Source organism: Achromobacter sp. ISS7 (assembly GCF_056523125.1).
Genome location: NZ_JAWRZD010000001.1, coordinates 4,924,205 through 4,942,320 on the forward strand (window position 1 = coordinate 4,924,205; position 18,116 = coordinate 4,942,320).

The window sequence follows — 18,116 nt, forward strand, 5'->3', positions numbered from 1 at the left end:
TCAGTGGGCCGCGGGGGCCGCGTCGTCGGCGGGGGCGGGCGGGGCGCCGCGCGGGGTCTTGTAGCGGTTGTAGCTCCAGAGGTACTGCTGCGGGCAGCGGCGGATCAGCGTTTCCATGGCGGCGTTGAGCAGCGCGGCCTGGGCCTGGGGATCGGCCGGCAGCGGCTCGGGCACCCGCACATAGTGGATGCGCCAGCCGCGGCCGCCCGGCAGGCGTTCGCCGGCGGTCAGAATGATGGGGACGCCGGTCTGGGAGGCCAGTTTGCCGGGCAGGGTCATGGTGTAGGCCATGCGTCCGAAAAATGGCGCCCAGACGCCGTCGCCGACGCCCGGCGCCTGGTCGGGCAGCATGCCGACCGACTCGCCGCGCCGCAGGGCCCGCACGAATTCCCGCACGCCATGCATGGTGGCCGGCACGGCGTTGACCGCGGAGCCGTTGCGCGCGGTTTCCAGCAGCGGCGCCAGGATGTCCTTGCGCGGCGGGCGAAACATCACCGTCATGGGCATCAGGCGCGCCAGGTAGCGGGCGGTGATCTCGAAACAGCCCAGGTGCGGGGTCAGGAACAGGATGCCGCGGTTTTCGGCGCGGGCCGCGGCCACCACGTCGTTGTCGTCGGACACGACCTGGGCCAGGCTTTGTTCATTGCGAAACCAGACTCGCGGCATCTCCAGGATCATGGCGCCCGCCTCGCCGGCCGCGCGGCGGGCAAAGGCCGCGTCGGGGTAGCCGGCCTGCGTCGCGTTGGCCCGCAGGCGGCGCCGGTACTTGCCGGGAAACGCATACGCGATGCGGCCGAGCAGGCGCCCGAGCGCGTGCGCGACGGGCAGGGGCAGGGATGCAAACAGGCGGAACAGGGCGAGCAGCATGCGGCAAATGGGCGATATCGGGCATGGTGGTGCCGGTGCTCGGGCGAAAGACCCCACCCGTGGCACAAGCATAAGAACCGCATTTTCGCTTAAAATCGACCTGTCGCCGAGTTAACCGACAACTTGCGGGGCGACGGCAGGATCCCGACGCGTCATGCGTCGCTTGCCAAATCCGCTAAAGCGTCGCGCCCAGATCAGCGTATTCCAAGCAGTCCGGGGTGCAACGCGCCTCGTGAACCTATGTTCCGGCTGTACCGGACATCAAAGGACGCATCTGTGGCCAATAACGACTTTCTCTTCACCTCCGAATCCGTTTCCGAAGGGCACCCCGACAAGGTAGCCGATCAGGTTTCCGACGCGATTCTGGACGCCATCTTCACCCAGGATCCGAACGCCCGCGTGGCGGCGGAAACCCTGTGCAACACGGGCCTGGTCGTGCTGGCCGGTGAAATCACCACCACCGCCAACGTCGACTACATTCAGGTCGCGCGCGACACGATCCGCCGCATCGGCTACGACAACACCGAGTACGGCATCGACTACAAGGGCTGCGCGGTGCTGGTCGCCTACGACAAGCAATCGCCGGACATCGCCCAGGGCGTGGACCGCAGCTCGGAAGACTACCTGAACCAGGGCGCCGGCGACCAAGGCCTGATGTTCGGCTACGCGTGCGACGAAACCCCCGACCTGATGCCGGCCCCGATCTGGTACGCGCACCGCCTGGTGCAGCGCCAGAGCGAACTGCGCAAGGACGGCCGCCTGGCGTGGCTGCGTCCGGACGCCAAGTCGCAAGTGACCTTCCGCTACGTCGACGGCCGCCCGGCCGAAGTCGACACCGTGGTGCTCTCGACCCAGCACGCGCCGGAAGTCTCGCAAGAGACCATCCGTGAAGCCGTGATCGAGGACATCATCAAGCCCAGCTTCCCCGACGGCCTGATCACGCCCAAGACCAAGTTCCTGGTCAACCCGACCGGCCGCTTCGTCATCGGCGGCCCGCAGGGCGATTGCGGCCTGACCGGCCGCAAGATCATCGTCGACACCTACGGCGGCGCTTGCCCGCACGGTGGCGGCGCGTTCTCGGGCAAGGATCCGTCCAAGGTCGACCGTTCGGCCGCCTACGCCGCCCGCTACGTGGCCAAGAACATCGTGGCCGCCGGCCTGGCGCGCCAGTGCCAGGTGCAGGTCAGCTACGCCATCGGCGTGGCCGAACCCATCAACATCACCGTCTACACCGAAGGTACCGGCGTCATTCCCGACGACCAGATCGCCAAGCTGGTGCGCGAGCACTTCGACCTGCGTCCGAAGGGCATCGTCAACATGCTGGACCTGCTGCGCCCGATCTACACCAAGACCGCCGCGTACGGCCACTTCGGCCGTTCCGAACCGGAATTCTCGTGGGAAGCCACGGACAAGGTCCAGGAACTGAAGAAGGGCGTGTAACGCATCCTTCCGAAGTAAAAAAAGCCCCGGCATGCCGGGGCTTTTTTCATGGGCGCGATCGTTGCGGTCAGAGGCCCCAGGCCGACAGGTCGGGGGACCACACCGCCGGCGCCAGCACAGGCTCCAGCGTCGCGGCGCAATCGAGCAGGGCCGCGTCGCCACCGGCGGGGGCCAGCAGCTGCACCGCCAGCGGCATGCCTTCCTGGTCGAAGCCGGCCGGCAGCGCGATGGCCGCCGCGCCCAGGAAGTTCGCCGGGCGCAGCAACTTGCCCAGGCCCGTGTGGCGCACGTCGGCGGCGTCCAGCGCCTGGGCCGCCTGGTCACAGGCCGGCATCAGGAGGGCGTCGATGCCCTGCATGGCGGCGGCGAACGCCGCCATGTCGGCCTGGCGGCGCAGCAGCGCGGCCTCGTAGTCGGCCTGGGCGATGCGGCCACCGGCGGCGATGCGCGCGCGCACCACTTCCCACAGCGGCTGGGCCGGGTCTTCGGCCAGCGCGCCGAAATAGCGATAGGCCTCGTAGGCCAGCACCAGCGAATTGTCGTCCGCCATGCGGGCGAACGACAGCGAGGCGGGCGGATGCCAGGTCTCCGGGGTATGGCCGGCCTGGTCCAGCCGTTCCTGCGCCTCGTGCCAGATCCGCAGGCCTTCATCGGCCAGCGGCGCGGGCCAGGCTTGCGGCGCCAGCACGGCGACGGCGCTGCCACGGCGCGCGGCGGGGCGGCGCAGGGCCGCGATGCAGGCCGCGGGTAGCGCCAGGGTGGCGGCGTCGTCGATGTCCGGGCCGGCCAGCACCTGGGTCAGCAGGCGGGCGTCGGCCACGCTGCGGGCGATGGGCCCGAGCACATCCAGGGTGTCCGACAGCGGCAGGCAGCCGGCGCGGCTGATGACCCCCGATGACGGCTTGAAGCCCACCACGCCGTTCAGCGCGGCGGGGGCGCGCACCGAGCCGCCGGTGTCGCCGCCCAGCGCCAACGGCGCCAGGCCGGCCGCCACCGCGACGCCGGCGCCGCTGGACGAGCCGCCGGGCGCGCGCGCGGTGACTGCGTCCCAGGGGTTGCGGGCCGTGCCCTGGGTCGGATTCTGCCCCGACAGGCCGAACGCGAATTCGGTCATGCGGGTCTTGCCCAGGATCACCATGCCCTGCGCCGACAGGCCGCGCACGGCGGCGGAGGTTTCATCGCTGACGATGTCGCGCCGGGCTTGCGAGCCGCCGCTGGCGATGGTGCCCGCCCATTGCACGCTGTCCTTCACCGCCACCGGCACGCCATGCAGCGGGCCCATCGAAATGCCGGCCGCCAGCAGGCGATCGGCCGCGTCGGCCTGCGCCAGGGCGCGTTCGGCCGTGACCACGCTGTATGCGGCCAGGTCGGGCGCGCGGGCGATGCGATCCAGGAAATGGGTGGTGACCTGGCGCGAACTCAGTTCCCCCGCGCGGATGGCGCGGGCGAGTTCGCGGGCTTCTCGGAAATGCAGGGCGGTGTCTTGGTCTGGCATGGCTCTCACGAAAAGGAAAAGCTTTCCGGTCCTGACGGAACCGGAAAGCGCTGATGCGGGGCGTCAGGGCCTGAGCGGGTCTTACTTCAGCGATTGGCCGCGGGTTTCAGGCATGCGGATGAAGGTGATCAGCGTGATGACGGCGCCGGCCAGCACGTAGTAGAAGAACCAGCGCTCCATGCCCTTGCTCTGCAGCCAGGTCAGCAGGTACGGGGTGGTGCCGCCCAGCAGCGCCACGACCAGGTTGTACGGAGTGCCGATACCGACGGCGCGCACGCTGGTGGGGAATTGCTCCGACATGATGGCCGGCGCGATCGACGTGTACATGGCGTACAGCACCAGGCCGAACAGTTCCACGGCCAGGATCGAGCCGAACGACGGACCCAGCGTGGTCATCAGCGGGTAGAAGAACACCAGGTAGCCGGCCGCGAAGAAGATCAGCTGCGGCTTGCGGCCGATGCGGTCGGACAGCATGCCGAACACGGGCTGCACCAGCATGAAGACGATCAGCGCGACGGTGTTGGCGGCGAACGCGACCTGCGGATCGGCCTTGACCTGGCGGATGGCGTAGGTCGGCACGTAGGCCACGAAGATATAGAAGGCGAACGTCGTCAGGATCGAGAAGCCGACGATGCGCAGCACTTCACGCGGGTGGTCGCGCAGCAGGGTGCGCAGCGGCTGCTTTTCGACGCCGGCCTTCTTGGCGTGCGAGAACGCCTCGGTTTCCGGGATCGCGCGGCGGATCCACATGCCGGCCAGGCCGCCCAGCGCGCCCAGGAAGAACGGGATGCGCCAGCCCCAGTCCGCCATTTCGGTCTTGGTCAGGGTCGAGGTCAGCAGCCAGCCCACCGCGGACGCGGCCAGGATGCCCACGGCGGCGCTGAAGAAGACGAAGCTGGAATAGAAGCCGCGCTTGTTGGGCGGCGCCATTTCCGCCAGGAAGGTCGTGGCCGAGGCATACTCTCCGCCCAGCGACAGGCCCTGCAGCAGGCGCGCGGCGGTCAGTAGCAGCGGGGCGGCCAGGCCGATGGTGGCGTAGGTCGGGGTGACGGCGATGATCAGCGAGCCGCCGGCCATCATCAGGATGGTCAGGCCCAGCGCGGCCTTGCGGCCGTAGCGGTCGGAGAAAATGCCCAGCACCCAGCCGCCGACCGGGCGCATGAAGAAGCCGACGGCGAAAATGCCGAAGGTGGCCAGCAGCGCGGTGGTCTCGTTGCCTTCAGGGAAGAACTGCTTCGAGAAGAAGATGGCGAATGACGCATAGATGGTCCAATCGAACCATTCCACCGCATTGCCTACACTACCGGCCAGAATCGTGCGGGCGCGCGACACGGGCGCGGCGTTTGCCCCCTGCGTGGCGCGCAGGGTTGCGGAAGGGGTACTCATAACGTCCTCGGTTTTATTTTTGGTCAAATAGACCGTTAAATTTTGTGTTTTTATCAATGCGCGAACGTTAGATTAATGAATATGGTCACGTCAAGTAAGGGTAAGCCCCTAATGCCGGCGCTCGATGACACCGATCTGGCCTGCCTGATCGCCCTGCAGGCCGACCCGCGCGCCTCCTGGCGCGAGCTGGGCGCGGCCACCGGCATCGCCGAGCGCACGGTGGCGCGTCGCATCAAGCGGCTGATGGATGCCGACGCCCTGCGCGTCATCGCCGAGGCCGATCCGCTGGCCACGGGCCGCGGCGTGGTGCTGCACGCCTGGGTGCGCTGCCGTTCGGGGCGCGTGGCCGAAGCGGCCGAGGCCCTGGCGAGTCTTGGCATCACCCAGCTGGTCGTGACGCTGGCCGGCACGGCCGACCTGATGGCGGAGCTGACGCTGGCGGACGCCGCCGACATGCCCGACGTGGTCACGCGCGTGCTGCCGTCCATCGATGGCGTCGAGCAGGTCGAGGCGCGCCTGGTGCTGCGGCCGTTCCGCCGCGCCGGCCAGTGGCGCATCCAGGCCGACGGCGCGGCGCCCGAGGCGCCGGATCCGGCCAGCCAGACCCCGGTGGCGCTGACCGAGCCCGAGCAGCGCATCGTGGCGCACCTGATGCGCGACGGCCGCGCCAGCCTGGCCGAATTGTCGGCCCATGCCGAGGTCAGCGAGCCCACCGCGCAGCGCCTGTTGCAGCACCTGGTCGAGCGGCGCGCGCTCAGCTTCCGCGTGGAGGTCGAGCCGGCCATGGTGGGCTTTCCGGTCGAAGCCGTGATCTCGGTGCAGGTGCGCCCGCAGGTCGTCGACGCCCTGGCCGCGCACCTGGCGCTGGATCCGAACACGCGCTGCCTGTTCGGCACCAGCGGCGCCTCGCAGCTGTTCTGGCACGTGCTGTGCCGCGACAGCCTGCACTTGTGGGACGTGGTCACGCGCAGGCTCGGCGAGTTGGACGGCGTGCTGGCCAGCGAGGTGGGCGTGGTAATGCGCGCCTACAAGCGCTGCGGCATCGTGCGCGCAGGCGCGCGGCTGGGCGCCGACGCCGCCTGAGCGGGCGCGGTCCCTACCAGACCGCGGCCTGCGAACCCGGCGCGCGCAGATGGCGGGCGAAGCGCTGCGCCAGGAAATCCACGAAGGCCAGGGTCTTGGCCGGCAGGTTCAGGCGCTCCGGGTACAGCACGTGGATGTCGGCCGGCGGCGTCGACCATTCCGGCAGGATCTGCCGCAAGCGGCCGGCCCGCAGGTGGTCGGCGGTCTCCCATTCCGATCGCATCACGATGCCGTGGCCGTCCAGGGCCCACTCCAGCGCGCTCTGGCCGTCGTTGGAACTGACCGGGCCGCGCACCTTCACGGTCTCGGCGCGCTGGCCGGATTCCAGCCGCCAGGTGCCGTAGGCCACGTCGTTCTCGCGCACCACGATGCAGCGGTGGCGCTGCAGCTCGCCCGGCGCGCGCGGCTCGCCGAAGCTCTCCAGGTAGCGCGGCGAGGCGCACAGCAGGCGCCGGTTGGAGGCGATCTTGCGGGCCGTCAGGCGCGCATCGGGCAGGTCGCCGAAACGCACCGCCACGTCGAAGCCTTCCTCGATCAGGTTCAAGGGCCGGTCGGTCAGGCGCAGTTGCACCTCGACTTCCGGATACTGCCGGGCGAAATCCGAAACGGCCGGGGCCACGTAGGCGCGGCCGAAACCGAAGGTGGCGTTCAGCCGCAGCAAGCCCTGCGGCTGCGCCCGGCTGCTGGAGACCGAGCGTTCCAGCGCCTGCAGGTCGGCCAGGATGCGGCTGCCTTCCGCCAGGTACAGCTCGCCTTCCTGCGTGACGCTGACGCGGCGGGTGCTGCGATTGAGCAGGCGCACGCCCAGGCGCTGTTCCAGCTTGGCCAGCCGCGTGCTGACCGCCGGCGGCGTCAGCCCCAGTTCGCGCGCGGCCGCGGACAGATTGCCGTGCTTGACCAGCAGGGAGAAGAAAGCCAGGTCGGAGAGCGCATCCATGGCGTTACTTATAAATTAGATTTAATAAAGATTTAGGTATTTAGCTAATTATAAGAATGAAGTGGGCTTATACACTGGGTTGACCGATACAGAGCCGCCTCACGCGGCCGACCAAGAGGAGACCCTACCCATGAAGACCCGTCATCTATTGCGCAGCCTGGGCGCGCTTGCCGCCGCCGCTTCCTGTTGGATGGCGCCGGCCACCGCTGCCGACGCCTTTCCCCAGCGCCCCGTCACCCTGATGGTGCCGTTCGCGCCCGGCGGCAGCGTCGACATCGCCGCCCGCCTGATCTCCGACGCCTGGGGCAAGGCCCTGGGCCAGAGCGTGATCGTCGAGAACCGCGCCGGCGCGTCCGGCAACATCGGCATGGCCGCGGTGGCCCGCGCCGAGCCGAACGGCTATACGCTGGCCATCAACACCATGTCGCTGGCGATCAATCCGGCGTTGTTCCGCAGCATGCCGTTCGACACCGCGCGCGACCTGCGCTCGGTCGGCACGGTCGGCACGTCGCAGCACGTGCTGACCGTGTCGCCGTCGCTGCCGGTGAACAACGTCAAGGAACTGCTCGACTACATCCGCGCGCGCCCCGCCAATGAACTGAGCTTCGGTTCGGCCGGCACCGGCAGCACCTTCCACATGGCCGCGGAACTGTTCAAGTCGGTGTCCGGCACGCAGATGCTGCACGTGCCCTACAAGGGCGGCGGCCCGGCCATGGTGGACACCATCAGCGGCCAGGTGCAGATGAGCTTCCCGGTGCTGTCGGCGGCCAAGCCGCAGGTCGATGGCAAGAAGCTCAAGGCGCTGGGCGTGACCGGCACCGCGCGGTCGCCGCTGCTGCCGGACGTGCCCACCATCGCCGAGTCCGGCCTGCCTGGCTACGCCTTCACCACCTGGTTCGTGATCAGCGCGCCCGCCGGCACGCCGCAGGCGGTGGTGGACACGCTCAACGCCAAGCTGGCGCAGGCGCTGCGATCGCCCGAGTTGTCCGAACGCATGCGCCGCGAAGGCTTCGATCCGCTTGTCTCCACGCCCGCCGAGACCGATGCCATGGTCAAGGGCGAGATGACGCGCTGGGCCGGCATCGTCAAGGACGCCGGCATCGAGGCCAACTGAGCGGCGCCACAGGTTTCATCGCGCCCCGCGCGGGCGCGTCTTTTTGCAAGGAAGCACCGACATGCCCGGCATGACGCTATACGACAAACTGGTGGCCAGCCATGAGGTGGCCCGCATCGACGACGAGCACATCCTGCTTTACGTCGATCTGCACATCATGAACGAGTACACCAGCCCGCAGGCCTTCAGCGGCCTGGCCGCTCGCGGCCGCGGCGTCCTGCGGCCTGGGCAGCAGATGGCCGTGGTGGACCACATCATTCCCACGCATCCGTTGCCGGCCGCGCTGCGCGTGATTCCGGACGACGCCTCGTCGCGCCAGGCCCGCAACCTCAAGCGCAATTGCGACGAGCAGCACATCGCGCTGTTCGACACCACCGATCCGCTGCAGGGCATCGAGCACGTGATCGCGCCCGAGCACGGCATGATCCTGCCGGGCATGGTGGTGCTGTGCGGCGACAGCCACACCACCACCTACGGCGCGCTGGGGGCGCTGGGCTTCGGCATCGGCACCTCGGAAGTCGAGCACATCCTGGCGACGCAGACGCTGGTCTACCGGGTCGCGCGCAACATGCGCATCCGCGTCGACGGCAGCCTGCCCGCGGGCGTGTCGGCCAAGGACCTGGTGATCTACGTGGTACATCGCATCGGCGCGCAGGGCGCGCGCGGCCACGCGGTGGAGTTCTGTGGCAGCGCCATCGACGGCCTCTCGGCCGAAGCCCGCATGACCCTGTGCAACATGACCGTCGAGGCCGGCGCGCGCGCCGCGCTGATCGCGCCGGACGCCACCACCGACGCCTATGTCGCCGCCCGCGCGCGGCACCTGGACGCCGGCGAGCTGGCGCAGGCGCGGGCCTACTGGGCCACCCTGCGCACGGATGCCGACGCCGCCTTCGACGCCGAGCATGTCTTCGACGCCGCGCGGATCGCGCCGTTCGTGACCTGGGGCACCAGCCCCGACCAGGCCATGCCGATCACCGGCACGGTCCCCGATCCCCAGGCCGAGCCGGACGCGCTGGCGCGCCTGGCGCTGGAAAAGGCCGTGGACTACATCGGCCTGCAACCCGGCGCGCCGATCGCCGGCGTGCCGATCGAGCGGGTCTTCATCGGCTCGTGTACCAATGGCCGCATCGAGGACCTGCGCGTGGTGGCCGACATCGTGCGCGGCCGCAAGGTGGCGCAGGGCGTGCGCGCCATGGTGGTGCCGGGCTCGGGCGCGGTGCGCGCCCAGGCCGAGGCCGAAGGCATCGCCGCCACGCTGGTCGATGCCGGCTTCGAATGGCGCCAGCCGGGCTGTTCGATGTGCCTGGCCATGAACGACGACGTGCTGCGGCCGGGCGAGCGCTGCGCATCCACCACCAACCGCAACTTCGAAGGCCGCCAGGGCCGCGCCGGACGCACCCACCTGATGAGCCCCGCCATGGCCGCCGCCGCCGCGCTGGCCGGCCGCATCGTCGACGTGCGCGACCTGGAGAACCTGCAATGAACCAGATCATCAGCGGCGTCGCCGCGCCCCTGCCGTACTCCAATCTGGACACGGACCAGATCATGCCCAAGCAGTTCCTGCGCATCATCGACAAGGCCGGGCTGGACCGCGGCCTGCTCTATGACCTGCGCTTTGACGCCGACGGCGCGCCGCGCCCGGACTGCGTGCTGAACCAGCCCGCCTACGCCGGCGCCGCGGTGCTGGTGGCCGGGCCCAATTTCGGCTGCGGCTCCAGCCGCGAGCACGCGGTCTGGGGCCTGATGCAGTACGGCATCCGCGCGGTCGTGGCCGCCAGTTTCGGCGAGATCTTCTACTTCAATGCGCTCAACAACGGCCTGCTGCTGGTGAGCCTGCCGCCGGCCGAGGTCGACGCGCTGCTGGCGCGGGTGTCCGAGCCCGTCGGCAACCGCGTCGAGATCGACGCGCTGGCGGGCACGGTGCGGGCCGAGGACGGCTGGACCGGGCATTTCGACCTGCCGGCGCGGCACCGCCGCATGTTCTCGCAGGGGCAGGACATGGTGGGCGCCTCGTTACAGCAGTTGCCGGATGTGGAACACTTCGAGACCGGCCACTGGGCCCGGCATCCCTGGATGAAAGACGTGGCGCGCCGCGTGCGCGACCGGCTCGGCCAATGAACGCCACAGACTGAGAGGCACAGACCGCAATGACCGCTTTCTTCGATCTTCCCGTGCGCCGCCACGAGGTCAACGGCATCCACATCGCCGCCCGCATCGACGGCCAGGGGCCGCCGCTGCTGTTGCTGCACGGCCATCCGCAGACCCACGCCATCTGGCACCGGGTCTGGCCCGAACTGACGCGCCGCCACACCTGCGTGGCGGCCGACCTGCGCGGCTACGGCGACAGCGACAAGCCGGCCGCGACGCCGGACCATGCCGCGCATTCCAAGCGCGCCATGGCCGCCGACATGGTGGCGCTGATGCGCGCCCTGGGGCATGAACGCTTCGACGTGCTGGCCCACGACCGCGGCGCCCGCGTCGCGCACCGCCTGGCGCTGGACCATGCCGACGCCGTCGGTCGCATGATGCTGCTGGACATCGCGCCGACGCTGGACATGTACGAAAACACCACCCGCGCCTTCGCCCAGGCCTACTACCACTGGTTCTGGCTGATCCAGCCGGCGCCGATGCCCGAGACCATGATCGAGCGCGACCCGGTGTTCTACCTGCGCTCGGTCATGGGCGGGCGCCCCGGCGGCCTAGCGCATTTTTCCGACCAGGCGATGGCCGAGTACGAGCGCACCGCGCGCCTGCCCGGCTGGGCCACCGGCATCTGCGAGGACTACCGCGCCTCGGCCACGCTCGACCTGGAGCACGACCGCCAGGGCCGCGCGGCGGGCGAGCGCCTGCGCCTGCCGCTGCGCGTCCTGTGGGGCGAGCGCGGCGCGGTGGGGCGCAATTTCGACGTGCTGGGCCTGTGGCGCGCGGTGGCCGACGATGTCTCCGGCGGGCCGCTGCCCGGCGCCCACTATCTGGCCGAGGAAACGCCGGACCCATTGTTGCGCGAGGTGTCCGGTTTTTTTGGCTGGGACGGGCGCTAGCCAGGCTGTCAATCAAGCCACGGCGGGGGGTAGGGACATCCAAAAAGGGACGCAACCCTGGTGGTAACCTTCGGCCATGAATGCTTCCTTTGCCGATCTGACCGAATTGCCTGAGCCCGAGGACGCCCAACGCGCGTTCCGGACCTCGGATTCCCCCTGCGTTGCCGTTTGTTCCACGCTGTTCGACGACATCTGCAGGGGCTGCGGCCGCACGGCCATGGAAGTGGCCAATTGGGTCTTCATGACCGAAGAGGAAAAGCGCGAGGTCTGGGTCCGCATCAAGGCCCAGGGGTATCCGCGCCGCAACAACTAGCGCCGGCGGGCGGCCACGGGGCCGCGGTCTTGAGCATGTCACATGCCGCGGGCTAAATCGCGGTATTGCCCACTTCCGGCCCCATCATGCGCATCGTTCTGGTTACGGATGCCTGGCATCCGCAAGTCAACGGCGTCGTCCGCACCTGGACGACCATGCAGCAGATCCTCACCGAATGGGGCCACGAACTGATCGTGGTGAATCCCCAGGGCAGCCGCACCGTGCCGGCCCCGTCCGAGCCCGACCTGCGCCTGTGCCTGCAGCCGGGCCGGCAACTGCGCCGCATCCTCGGCGACATCGTGCCCGACGCCCTGCATATCGCCACCGAAGGCCCGCTGGGGCTGGCGGCGCGGCGCATGGCGCTGTCGCGCGGCTGGCGCTTCACCACCTCGTTCCACACCATGTTCCCCGACTACCTGCAGGCGCGCATGGGCATTCCCGCGGCGTTGCCGTGGCGCTTCCTGCGCTGGTTCCACCGGCCGTCGCAATGCGTGCTGGTGCCCACGCCGACGGTGCGCGACATCCTGGTGCGGCGCGAGTTCGCCAACCTGCGGGTCTGGTCGCGCGGCGTCGATCCGCGCAAGTTCCAGCCCGTCCCCGGCCAGGCGTTCCACGACCTGCCGCGCCCGGTCTTCCTGTCGGTCGGCCGCGTGGCGCGCGAGAAGAACCTGGATGCCTTCCTGTCGCTGGACCTGCCCGGCAGCAAGGTGGTGGTCGGCGCCGGTCCCGACGAGGCGCGGCTGAAAAAGCGCTTTCCCGGGGCCGTGTTCCTCGGCATGCAGAACGATGACGCCTTGCCGGCCTTCTACAGCGCGGCCGACGTGTTCGTCTTTCCCAGCCTGACGGATACGTTCGGTCTGGTAATGCTGGAGGCCATGGCCTGCGGCACGCCGGTGGCCGCATTCCGCAGCGAGGCGCCGCTGGCGGTGGTGGCGCAAGGCGTCACCGGCTTCCTCGACGAAGACCTGGCGCACGCCTGCCGCGCCGCGCTGACGCTGGACCGGCACGCGGTGCGTGAACACGCCCTGACGCGCAGCTGGGATTCGGTGGCCTCGGACCTGCTGGCGTCGCTGGTGCCGCTGACGCCTGGCGCGGAACTGGCCAGACCCTTGGTCCAGGCGGGCTGAGGCGCGCCGCGCAAACGGGGCGTTCCGCCGTCGACCCCGCCCGCCGGGCATTCCCCCGGGCAGGCCAAACCGGTACAATGCTCGGCAATCCTGAGGAGCGTTGCGACGACCCTGCGGTTCCCGTCATGGACCATGCCCTGGCCCATGACCCGCGGAACCCGGTTCGCCAGGCTCAGGAATCCTTGTTCAAGCGTCGCGTCATGCGCGGCGCTACAGCAACGGCGCTCACCTTTGTCGCGTATGGCGGAAAAGGCGAGCACTCGATTGTCGTGGTGGTTTCGCGTTGTCCGGCCGTATCGTGCGCCGTTCGTTTTTCACGTGGAGCCTACAACACCATGAACGCTGTAACCGATAAATCCTTCTCCGACTACCTCGTCGCCGACATGTCGCTGGCCGGCTGGGGCCGCCGCGAGCTGGCCATCGCCGAAACCGAAATGCCCGGCCTGATGGCCATCCGCGAAGAGTTCGCCGCCAAGCAGCCGCTCAAGGGCGCCCGCATCGCCGGCAGCCTGCACATGACCATCCAGACCGGCGTGCTGATCGAAACGCTGGTGGCCCTGGGCGCCGAAGTGCGCTGGGCCTCGTGCAACATCTTCTCGACCCAGGACCACGCCGCCGCCGCCATCGCCGCCTCGGGCACGCCGGTCTTCGCCGTCAAGGGCGAAACGCTGGAAGAGTACTGGCAGTACACCCACAAGATCTTCGAATGGCCCAATGGCCAGAACGCCAACATGATCCTCGACGATGGCGGCGACGCCACGTTGATGCTGCACCTGGGCACCAAGGCCGAGAAGGACATCTCGGTGCTGGCCAACCCCGGCAGCGAAGAAGAGCGCGTGCTGTACGCCGCCATCAAGAAAACGCTCGAGCGTGATCCGAAGTGGTACTCGACCCGCCTCGCCCTGATCAAAGGCGTGACCGAGGAAACCACCACCGGCGTGCACCGCCTGTACCAGATGTCGCAGAAGGGCGAGCTGGCCTTCGCCGCCATCAACGTCAACGACTCGGTCACCAAGTCCAAGTTCGACAACCTGTATGGCTGCCGCGAATCGCTGGTCGACGGCATCAAGCGCGCCACCGACGTGATGGTCGCCGGCAAGATCGCCGTGGTCGCCGGCTACGGCGACGTGGGCAAGGGTTGCGCCCAGGCGCTGGTCGCCCTGCGCGCCCAGGTGTGGGTCACCGAAATCGACCCGATCTGCGCCCTGCAGGCCGCCATGGAAGGCTTCAAGGTCGTGACCATGGAAGAAGCCGCCGCCCACGGCGACATCTTCGTCACCGCCACCGGCAACTTCCACGTCATCACGCGTGACCACATGAACGCCATGAAGGACCAGGCGATCGTCTGCAACATCGGCCACTTCGACAACGAAATCGACGTCGCCAGCCTGGCCGATTGCAAGTGGGAAGAGATCAAGCCGCAAGTCGACCACGTCATCTTCCCGGACGGCAAGCGCATCATCCTGCTGGCCCAGGGCCGCCTGGTGAACCTGGGTTGCGCCACCGGCCACCCCTCGTTCGTGATGTCGTCGTCGTTCGCCAACCAGACCATCGCCCAGATCGAGCTGTTCACGCGCAACGAAGCCTACAAGTCGGGCGAAGTCTACGTGCTGCCCAAGCACCTGGACGAGAAGGTCGCGCGCCTGCACCTGAAGAAGCTGGGTGTGAACCTGACCACGCTGCGCAAGGACCAGGCCGACTACATCAGCGTGCCGGTCGAAGGTCCTTACAAGCCGAATCACTACCGCTACTGATGCTTGTAGCAAAATAGGGAAGTACCGCGCCATGTCGGCGCGGGCTTTCCGGTCCGCGGGGTTCCCCCGCATCGCCTGGCGATGACGGGGCCGCGGAGCGTCAATACTGGAGGTCGAACATGGCATTGATACTCGTCTGGATCCTGAACGCGGTGGCCCTGCTGGTGGTGGCCTACCTGCTGCCCGGCATCACCGTGGCCAGCTTCGGATCGGCGCTCATCGCCGCGCTGGTGCTGGGTCTGGTCAACATGCTGGTCAAGCCGGTGCTGGTGTTGCTGACGCTGCCCATCACGATCGTCACGCTGGGTCTCTTCCTCATCGTCATCAACGCCTTGTTGTTCTGGTTCGTCGGCTCCGTGCTGAAGGGCTTCCAGGTCAACGGGTTCTGGTGGGCCGTGGGCGGTGCGATCCTGTACAGCATCATTTCGGGCCTGCTGACCAAACTGATCCCCTGAATTCCCACCCCCGAGCGCTACGCGCTCCCCCTCAAGGGGGCGTGCCAGCGGACCGGCAAAGCCGGCTCCGCGGCACCCCGATGGGGCGGCACCCCGATGGGGCGGGACCTGGTTCATGCGATGCGCATAGCGCTATGGATAACTGATCCGATATGTCCGATTCGACTTCTCCGGCGTTCAGCCTGGAATTCTTCCCGCCGCGCGACCTGGCCGGCCAGGAACGGCTGGTCCGCGCGGCCAAGCAGATGCTGGCGATCCAGCCCAAGTACGTCAGCGTGACCTTCGGCGCGGGCGGCTCCACCCGCGCCGGCACGGCCGATGCCGTGCGCACGCTGCGCAACCTGGGCTGCGATGCCGCGCCGCACCTGTCGTGCGTCGGCGCCTCGCGCCAGGACCTGCGCGAGATCCTGCAGACGTACAAGAACGAAGGCGTGCGGCGCGTGGTCGCCCTGCGCGGCGACCTGCCCTCGGGCATGGGCGGCGACGCCGGCGAACTGCGCTATGCCAACGAACTGGTCTCCTTCATCCGCGAGGAAACGGGCGACTGGTTCCACATCGAAGTGGCGGCCTACCCCGAAATGCATCCCCAGGCCGCCAACGTGTCGGCCGACATGGATCATTTCGTGGCCAAGGTGAAAGCCGGCGCCGATGCGGCCATCACCCAGTACTTCTTCAACGCCGACGCCTACTTCGACTTCGTCGACCGGGCCCAGGCCAAGGGCGTGCGGGTGCCGATCGTGCCGGGCATCATGCCCATCACCAACCACACCCAACTGCTGCGCTTCTCGGAAATGTGCGGCGCCGAAGTGCCGCGCTGGATCCGCCTGCGCCTGGCCGAGTTCGGCGACGACAAGGCCTCGATCCGCGCCTTCGGCGTGGACGTGGTCACCGAGCTGTGCCAGAACCTGCTGGACAACGGCGCGCCCGGCCTGCACTTCTACACCCTCAACCACGCCGAAGCGCCATTGGCGGTGTGGAAGGAACTGAGCGTGTAATCCCCGCGCCGCGCAGCTCGCGGCAACGGAAAGGCCGGCAACCATTGCCGGCCTTTTTTTTGACGTCATCACGGCCACGTCGCGGGGCCTGTCGTCAGGCGCGCCTTGCCGCCGTGGCCGGTCGGCAAGGCGTCGAGGGCTGGCGCAGGTCGTTGGCGCCAGCGGGGCGCGTCAGTCCGCGTACACCCCCGCTTTGCGGATGATTGGCCCCCACTTGTCCACCTCCGCTTGCAGCCAGCTCTGCAGGCCGGCCGGCGTCTGCTTGGACTCGGGCACGATCTCGGCGCCCAGTTCGGCCATCTTCTGGCTGAAGGCGGGATCCTTGAGCGCCGCGCGCAGGGCCTCGTTGAACTTCGCCACCACTTCCGGCGGCGTGCCCTTGGGCGCGTATACGCCGTGCCAGACCTTGACCTCGAAGCCCTTCAGCCCGCTTTCCTGCAGCGTCGGCGCATCGGGCAGCGTCTTGATGCGATCCAGCGTGGTGACGCCATAGAGCTTCACGCGCTGCGCCTTGATGTGGGGAATGGTCTGCGTGGTCTGATCGCACAGCACGTCCACCTGGCCGCCCAGCAGCGCCGTCAGCGCCGGCGCGGTGCCGGCATACGGAATGGTCGTGAACTGCGTGCCCAGCGCTTCCTGCAGCAGCATGCCGCACAGTTGCGACACGGCGCCCAGGCCGGCGTTGGCCAGATTGATCTTGTTGCCGTTGGCGCGCGCGTACTTGATGAACTCGACCATGTCGCCCGGCGGCAGGTCCTTGCGGCCCAGCAGCGTCATGGGCACGTCGGCCACCTGGCCGACGTAGGCGAAATCGGTCAGCGGATTGAACGGCAGCTTGCGGTACAGCGCTGGCGCCGTGGCCATGCCGTTGTGGTGGATCAGGAAGGTATAGCCGTCGGGCGCGGCGCGCGCCACGTGCGTGGCCGCCAGCGTGCCGCCCGCGCCGGGACGGTTCTCGACCACGATGCTCTGGCCCAGCGTCTTCGACATGGCGGCGCCCAGGCTGCGCGCCACCACATCGGTGGGACCGCCCGCCGCGAACGGCACGACCAGCGAAATGGGGTGGTTGGGATAGCCGCTCTGGGCCATGGCGGAACCGCCGGCCAGGCAGCCCAGGGCCAGCAGCGGCCCGGCCAGGCGCCTCCAGGCGCGCGGGAAAATAGGGGTCATGTCTCGTCCTTATCGGTGTTATCGCAACCCGCAAGGCAAGGCATGGCGGGCTGGCGCCAGTGTGGCGCGCCAGCCGGAAGATGAGAATTTGTGGTTTTACAAGCCGGGTTTAGGGAAGGGGAAAGCCGGGTTTATACGGTGGGACCGCGTCAGCCGTGTCATGTCATCGCGCCGGGCGGGTTCAAGCCGCAGGCGGGCAGCGTCGCATCGCGTACCCGGCCATCAAAATAACGGTGAAAGATCTCCCAATCTCCATATTCATCTGGGGCGCTCTCGTAGGCGTGCAATCTGCCTAGCAAGCCGCAGATCCAGTCAGCGCATTGCAGTGTCTGGAACAGATAGCTTTCACCTTGAATCGGAGGCTCGATCAAGGTCCTGCATTTCTCCTGCGTGTCTTCGAACATCGCCTGGGTGCAGGCTTCCATGTTGCGCTCACGCCAGAGGTTGCCGGCTTGCTGTTCGTCCAGCATCACCAGGAACGTGGCATTTCGTGCGCTGCAGAAGTGATCTGCAAGGCGGATCAGGCGGAGCAATTGGCGTTTGAAGAGATCGGTGGCCCGGTGCGTGCTGGCATCGGCCGATTTGCATTCCCCGGCGTAGATGACATAGCCCCCCACCTTGCGTATCTGGCCAAGCAACCGACCCGTCGACGCCCGCAACGCCTTGTACCTGGCTACGTTTTGAACGGTGTAGAGCTGGGCTCCCTTTTTTTCCCAACGATGGGCCGGTTGATGCTGCTGTTCCAGCTCGAATCGCAGCAAGCGGCATTTGAGCCTGTAAAAGTAGATGGCGAATTCGCGGACCGCGTCGACGGGAATCAGGAATCCGCCGAAGCCGAAAACCGGACTGGTCTTGTACTGCGCATGATCGCGGGAAAGAAAGGGGCCGACATGGCCGAATTCATCAAGATAGACAACGTAATGCACGTTCCGAGTCCTC

General features: G+C 68.2%; 17 protein-coding genes and 1 riboswitch. Of the genes, 11 read left to right on the forward strand and 6 right to left on the reverse strand.

What is annotated here, in order from left to right; genetic code table 11:
* A complete protein-coding gene (locus AC1HFW_RS22355) occupies positions 1-867 on the reverse strand; it encodes a lysophospholipid acyltransferase family protein (RefSeq protein WP_479285254.1) in 867 nt (288 codons plus the stop codon).
* Between the two features lie 276 nt (positions 868-1,143).
* On the opposite strand from AC1HFW_RS22355, the gene metK reads away from it, so the two are divergent.
* Positions 1,144-2,307 carry a methionine adenosyltransferase gene (gene metK / locus AC1HFW_RS22360; protein WP_006391903.1) on the forward strand — a complete coding sequence of 388 codons (1,164 nt, stop codon included), beginning with the start codon at positions 1,144-1,146 and terminating at the stop codon, positions 2,305-2,307.
* A 67-nt stretch (positions 2,308-2,374) separates the two neighbouring features.
* Here metK and AC1HFW_RS22365 read toward each other — a convergent pair whose 3' ends face one another.
* Both AC1HFW_RS22365 and AC1HFW_RS22370 read right to left on the reverse strand, forming a co-directional pair.
* The gene (locus tag AC1HFW_RS22365; RefSeq protein WP_479285255.1) at positions 2,375-3,802 is read right to left on the reverse strand and encodes an amidase; all 1,428 of its coding nucleotides are present in this window, start codon (positions 3,800-3,802) and stop codon (positions 2,375-2,377) included.
* Positions 3,803-3,883: 81 nt separating this feature from the next.
* The gene (locus AC1HFW_RS22370) at positions 3,884-5,188 is read right to left on the reverse strand and encodes an MFS transporter (protein WP_061073001.1); all 1,305 of its coding nucleotides are present in this window, start codon (positions 5,186-5,188) and stop codon (positions 3,884-3,886) included.
* Positions 5,189-5,299: 111 nt separating this feature from the next.
* On the opposite strand from AC1HFW_RS22370, the gene AC1HFW_RS22375 reads away from it, so the two are divergent.
* Positions 5,300-6,271: an Lrp/AsnC family transcriptional regulator gene (locus AC1HFW_RS22375; RefSeq protein WP_479285256.1), complete on the forward strand. Its 972-nt coding sequence runs from the start codon at positions 5,300-5,302 to the stop codon at positions 6,269-6,271.
* A 13-nt stretch (positions 6,272-6,284) separates the two neighbouring features.
* On the opposite strand, the gene AC1HFW_RS22380 is transcribed toward AC1HFW_RS22375, so the two are convergent.
* A complete protein-coding gene (locus AC1HFW_RS22380) occupies positions 6,285-7,208 on the reverse strand; it encodes a LysR family transcriptional regulator (protein ID WP_006391900.1) in 924 nt (307 codons plus the stop codon).
* Between the two features lie 130 nt (positions 7,209-7,338).
* On the opposite strand from AC1HFW_RS22380, the gene AC1HFW_RS22385 reads away from it, so the two are divergent.
* The 9 genes from AC1HFW_RS22385 (at position 7,339) to metF (ending at position 16,007) form a co-directional block, all read left to right on the forward strand.
* On the forward strand, positions 7,339-8,322 hold the full coding sequence (locus AC1HFW_RS22385) for a tripartite tricarboxylate transporter substrate binding protein (RefSeq protein ID WP_479285257.1): 984 nt from the start codon (positions 7,339-7,341) through the stop codon (positions 8,320-8,322).
* Positions 8,323-8,383: 61 nt separating this feature from the next.
* A complete protein-coding gene (gene leuC, locus AC1HFW_RS22390; protein ID WP_479285258.1) occupies positions 8,384-9,805 on the forward strand; it encodes a 3-isopropylmalate dehydratase large subunit in 1,422 nt (473 codons plus the stop codon).
* Positions 9,802-10,440 carry a 3-isopropylmalate dehydratase small subunit gene (leuD, locus tag AC1HFW_RS22395; protein WP_241073399.1) on the forward strand — a complete coding sequence of 213 codons (639 nt, stop codon included), beginning with the start codon at positions 9,802-9,804 and terminating at the stop codon, positions 10,438-10,440. The genes leuC and leuD overlap by 4 nt, the downstream gene beginning before the upstream one ends.
* Positions 10,441-10,469: 29 nt before the next feature.
* Positions 10,470-11,363, forward strand: a complete 894-nt coding sequence (locus tag AC1HFW_RS22400; RefSeq protein ID WP_061073006.1) for an alpha/beta fold hydrolase — start codon at positions 10,470-10,472, stop codon at positions 11,361-11,363.
* Between the two features lie 76 nt (positions 11,364-11,439).
* Positions 11,440-11,676, forward strand: a complete 237-nt coding sequence (locus tag AC1HFW_RS22405; RefSeq protein ID WP_006391895.1) for a DUF1289 domain-containing protein — start codon at positions 11,440-11,442, stop codon at positions 11,674-11,676.
* Positions 11,677-11,762: 86 nt separating this feature from the next.
* Positions 11,763-12,803, forward strand: coding sequence for a glycosyltransferase family 4 protein (locus AC1HFW_RS22410; protein ID WP_479285259.1), 1,041 nt, complete (start codon positions 11,763-11,765; stop codon positions 12,801-12,803).
* An 86-nt stretch (positions 12,804-12,889) separates the two neighbouring features.
* A riboswitch (S-adenosyl-L-homocysteine riboswitch) is annotated at positions 12,890-13,037 on the forward strand.
* 101 nt (positions 13,038-13,138) lie between these two features.
* On the forward strand, positions 13,139-14,557 hold the full coding sequence (ahcY, locus tag AC1HFW_RS22415) for an adenosylhomocysteinase (protein ID WP_006391892.1): 1,419 nt from the start codon (positions 13,139-13,141) through the stop codon (positions 14,555-14,557).
* A 119-nt stretch (positions 14,558-14,676) separates the two neighbouring features.
* On the forward strand, positions 14,677-15,012 hold the full coding sequence (locus AC1HFW_RS22420) for a phage holin family protein (protein ID WP_006391891.1): 336 nt from the start codon (positions 14,677-14,679) through the stop codon (positions 15,010-15,012).
* Between the two features lie 152 nt (positions 15,013-15,164).
* Positions 15,165-16,007 carry a methylenetetrahydrofolate reductase [NAD(P)H] gene (gene metF, locus AC1HFW_RS22425; protein WP_479285260.1) on the forward strand — a complete coding sequence of 281 codons (843 nt, stop codon included), beginning with the start codon at positions 15,165-15,167 and terminating at the stop codon, positions 16,005-16,007.
* A gap of 171 nt (positions 16,008-16,178) precedes the next feature.
* Here metF and AC1HFW_RS22430 read toward each other — a convergent pair whose 3' ends face one another.
* Together AC1HFW_RS22430 and AC1HFW_RS22435 are read right to left on the reverse strand one after the other, a co-directional pair.
* Positions 16,179-17,177: a tripartite tricarboxylate transporter substrate-binding protein gene (locus AC1HFW_RS22430; RefSeq protein WP_479285261.1), complete on the reverse strand. Its 999-nt coding sequence runs from the start codon at positions 17,175-17,177 to the stop codon at positions 16,179-16,181.
* A gap of 158 nt (positions 17,178-17,335) precedes the next feature.
* Positions 17,336-18,103, reverse strand: a complete 768-nt coding sequence (locus tag AC1HFW_RS22435) for a DUF3800 domain-containing protein (RefSeq protein ID WP_479285262.1) — start codon at positions 18,101-18,103, stop codon at positions 17,336-17,338.
* Between the last annotated feature and the right edge of the window lie 13 nt (positions 18,104-18,116).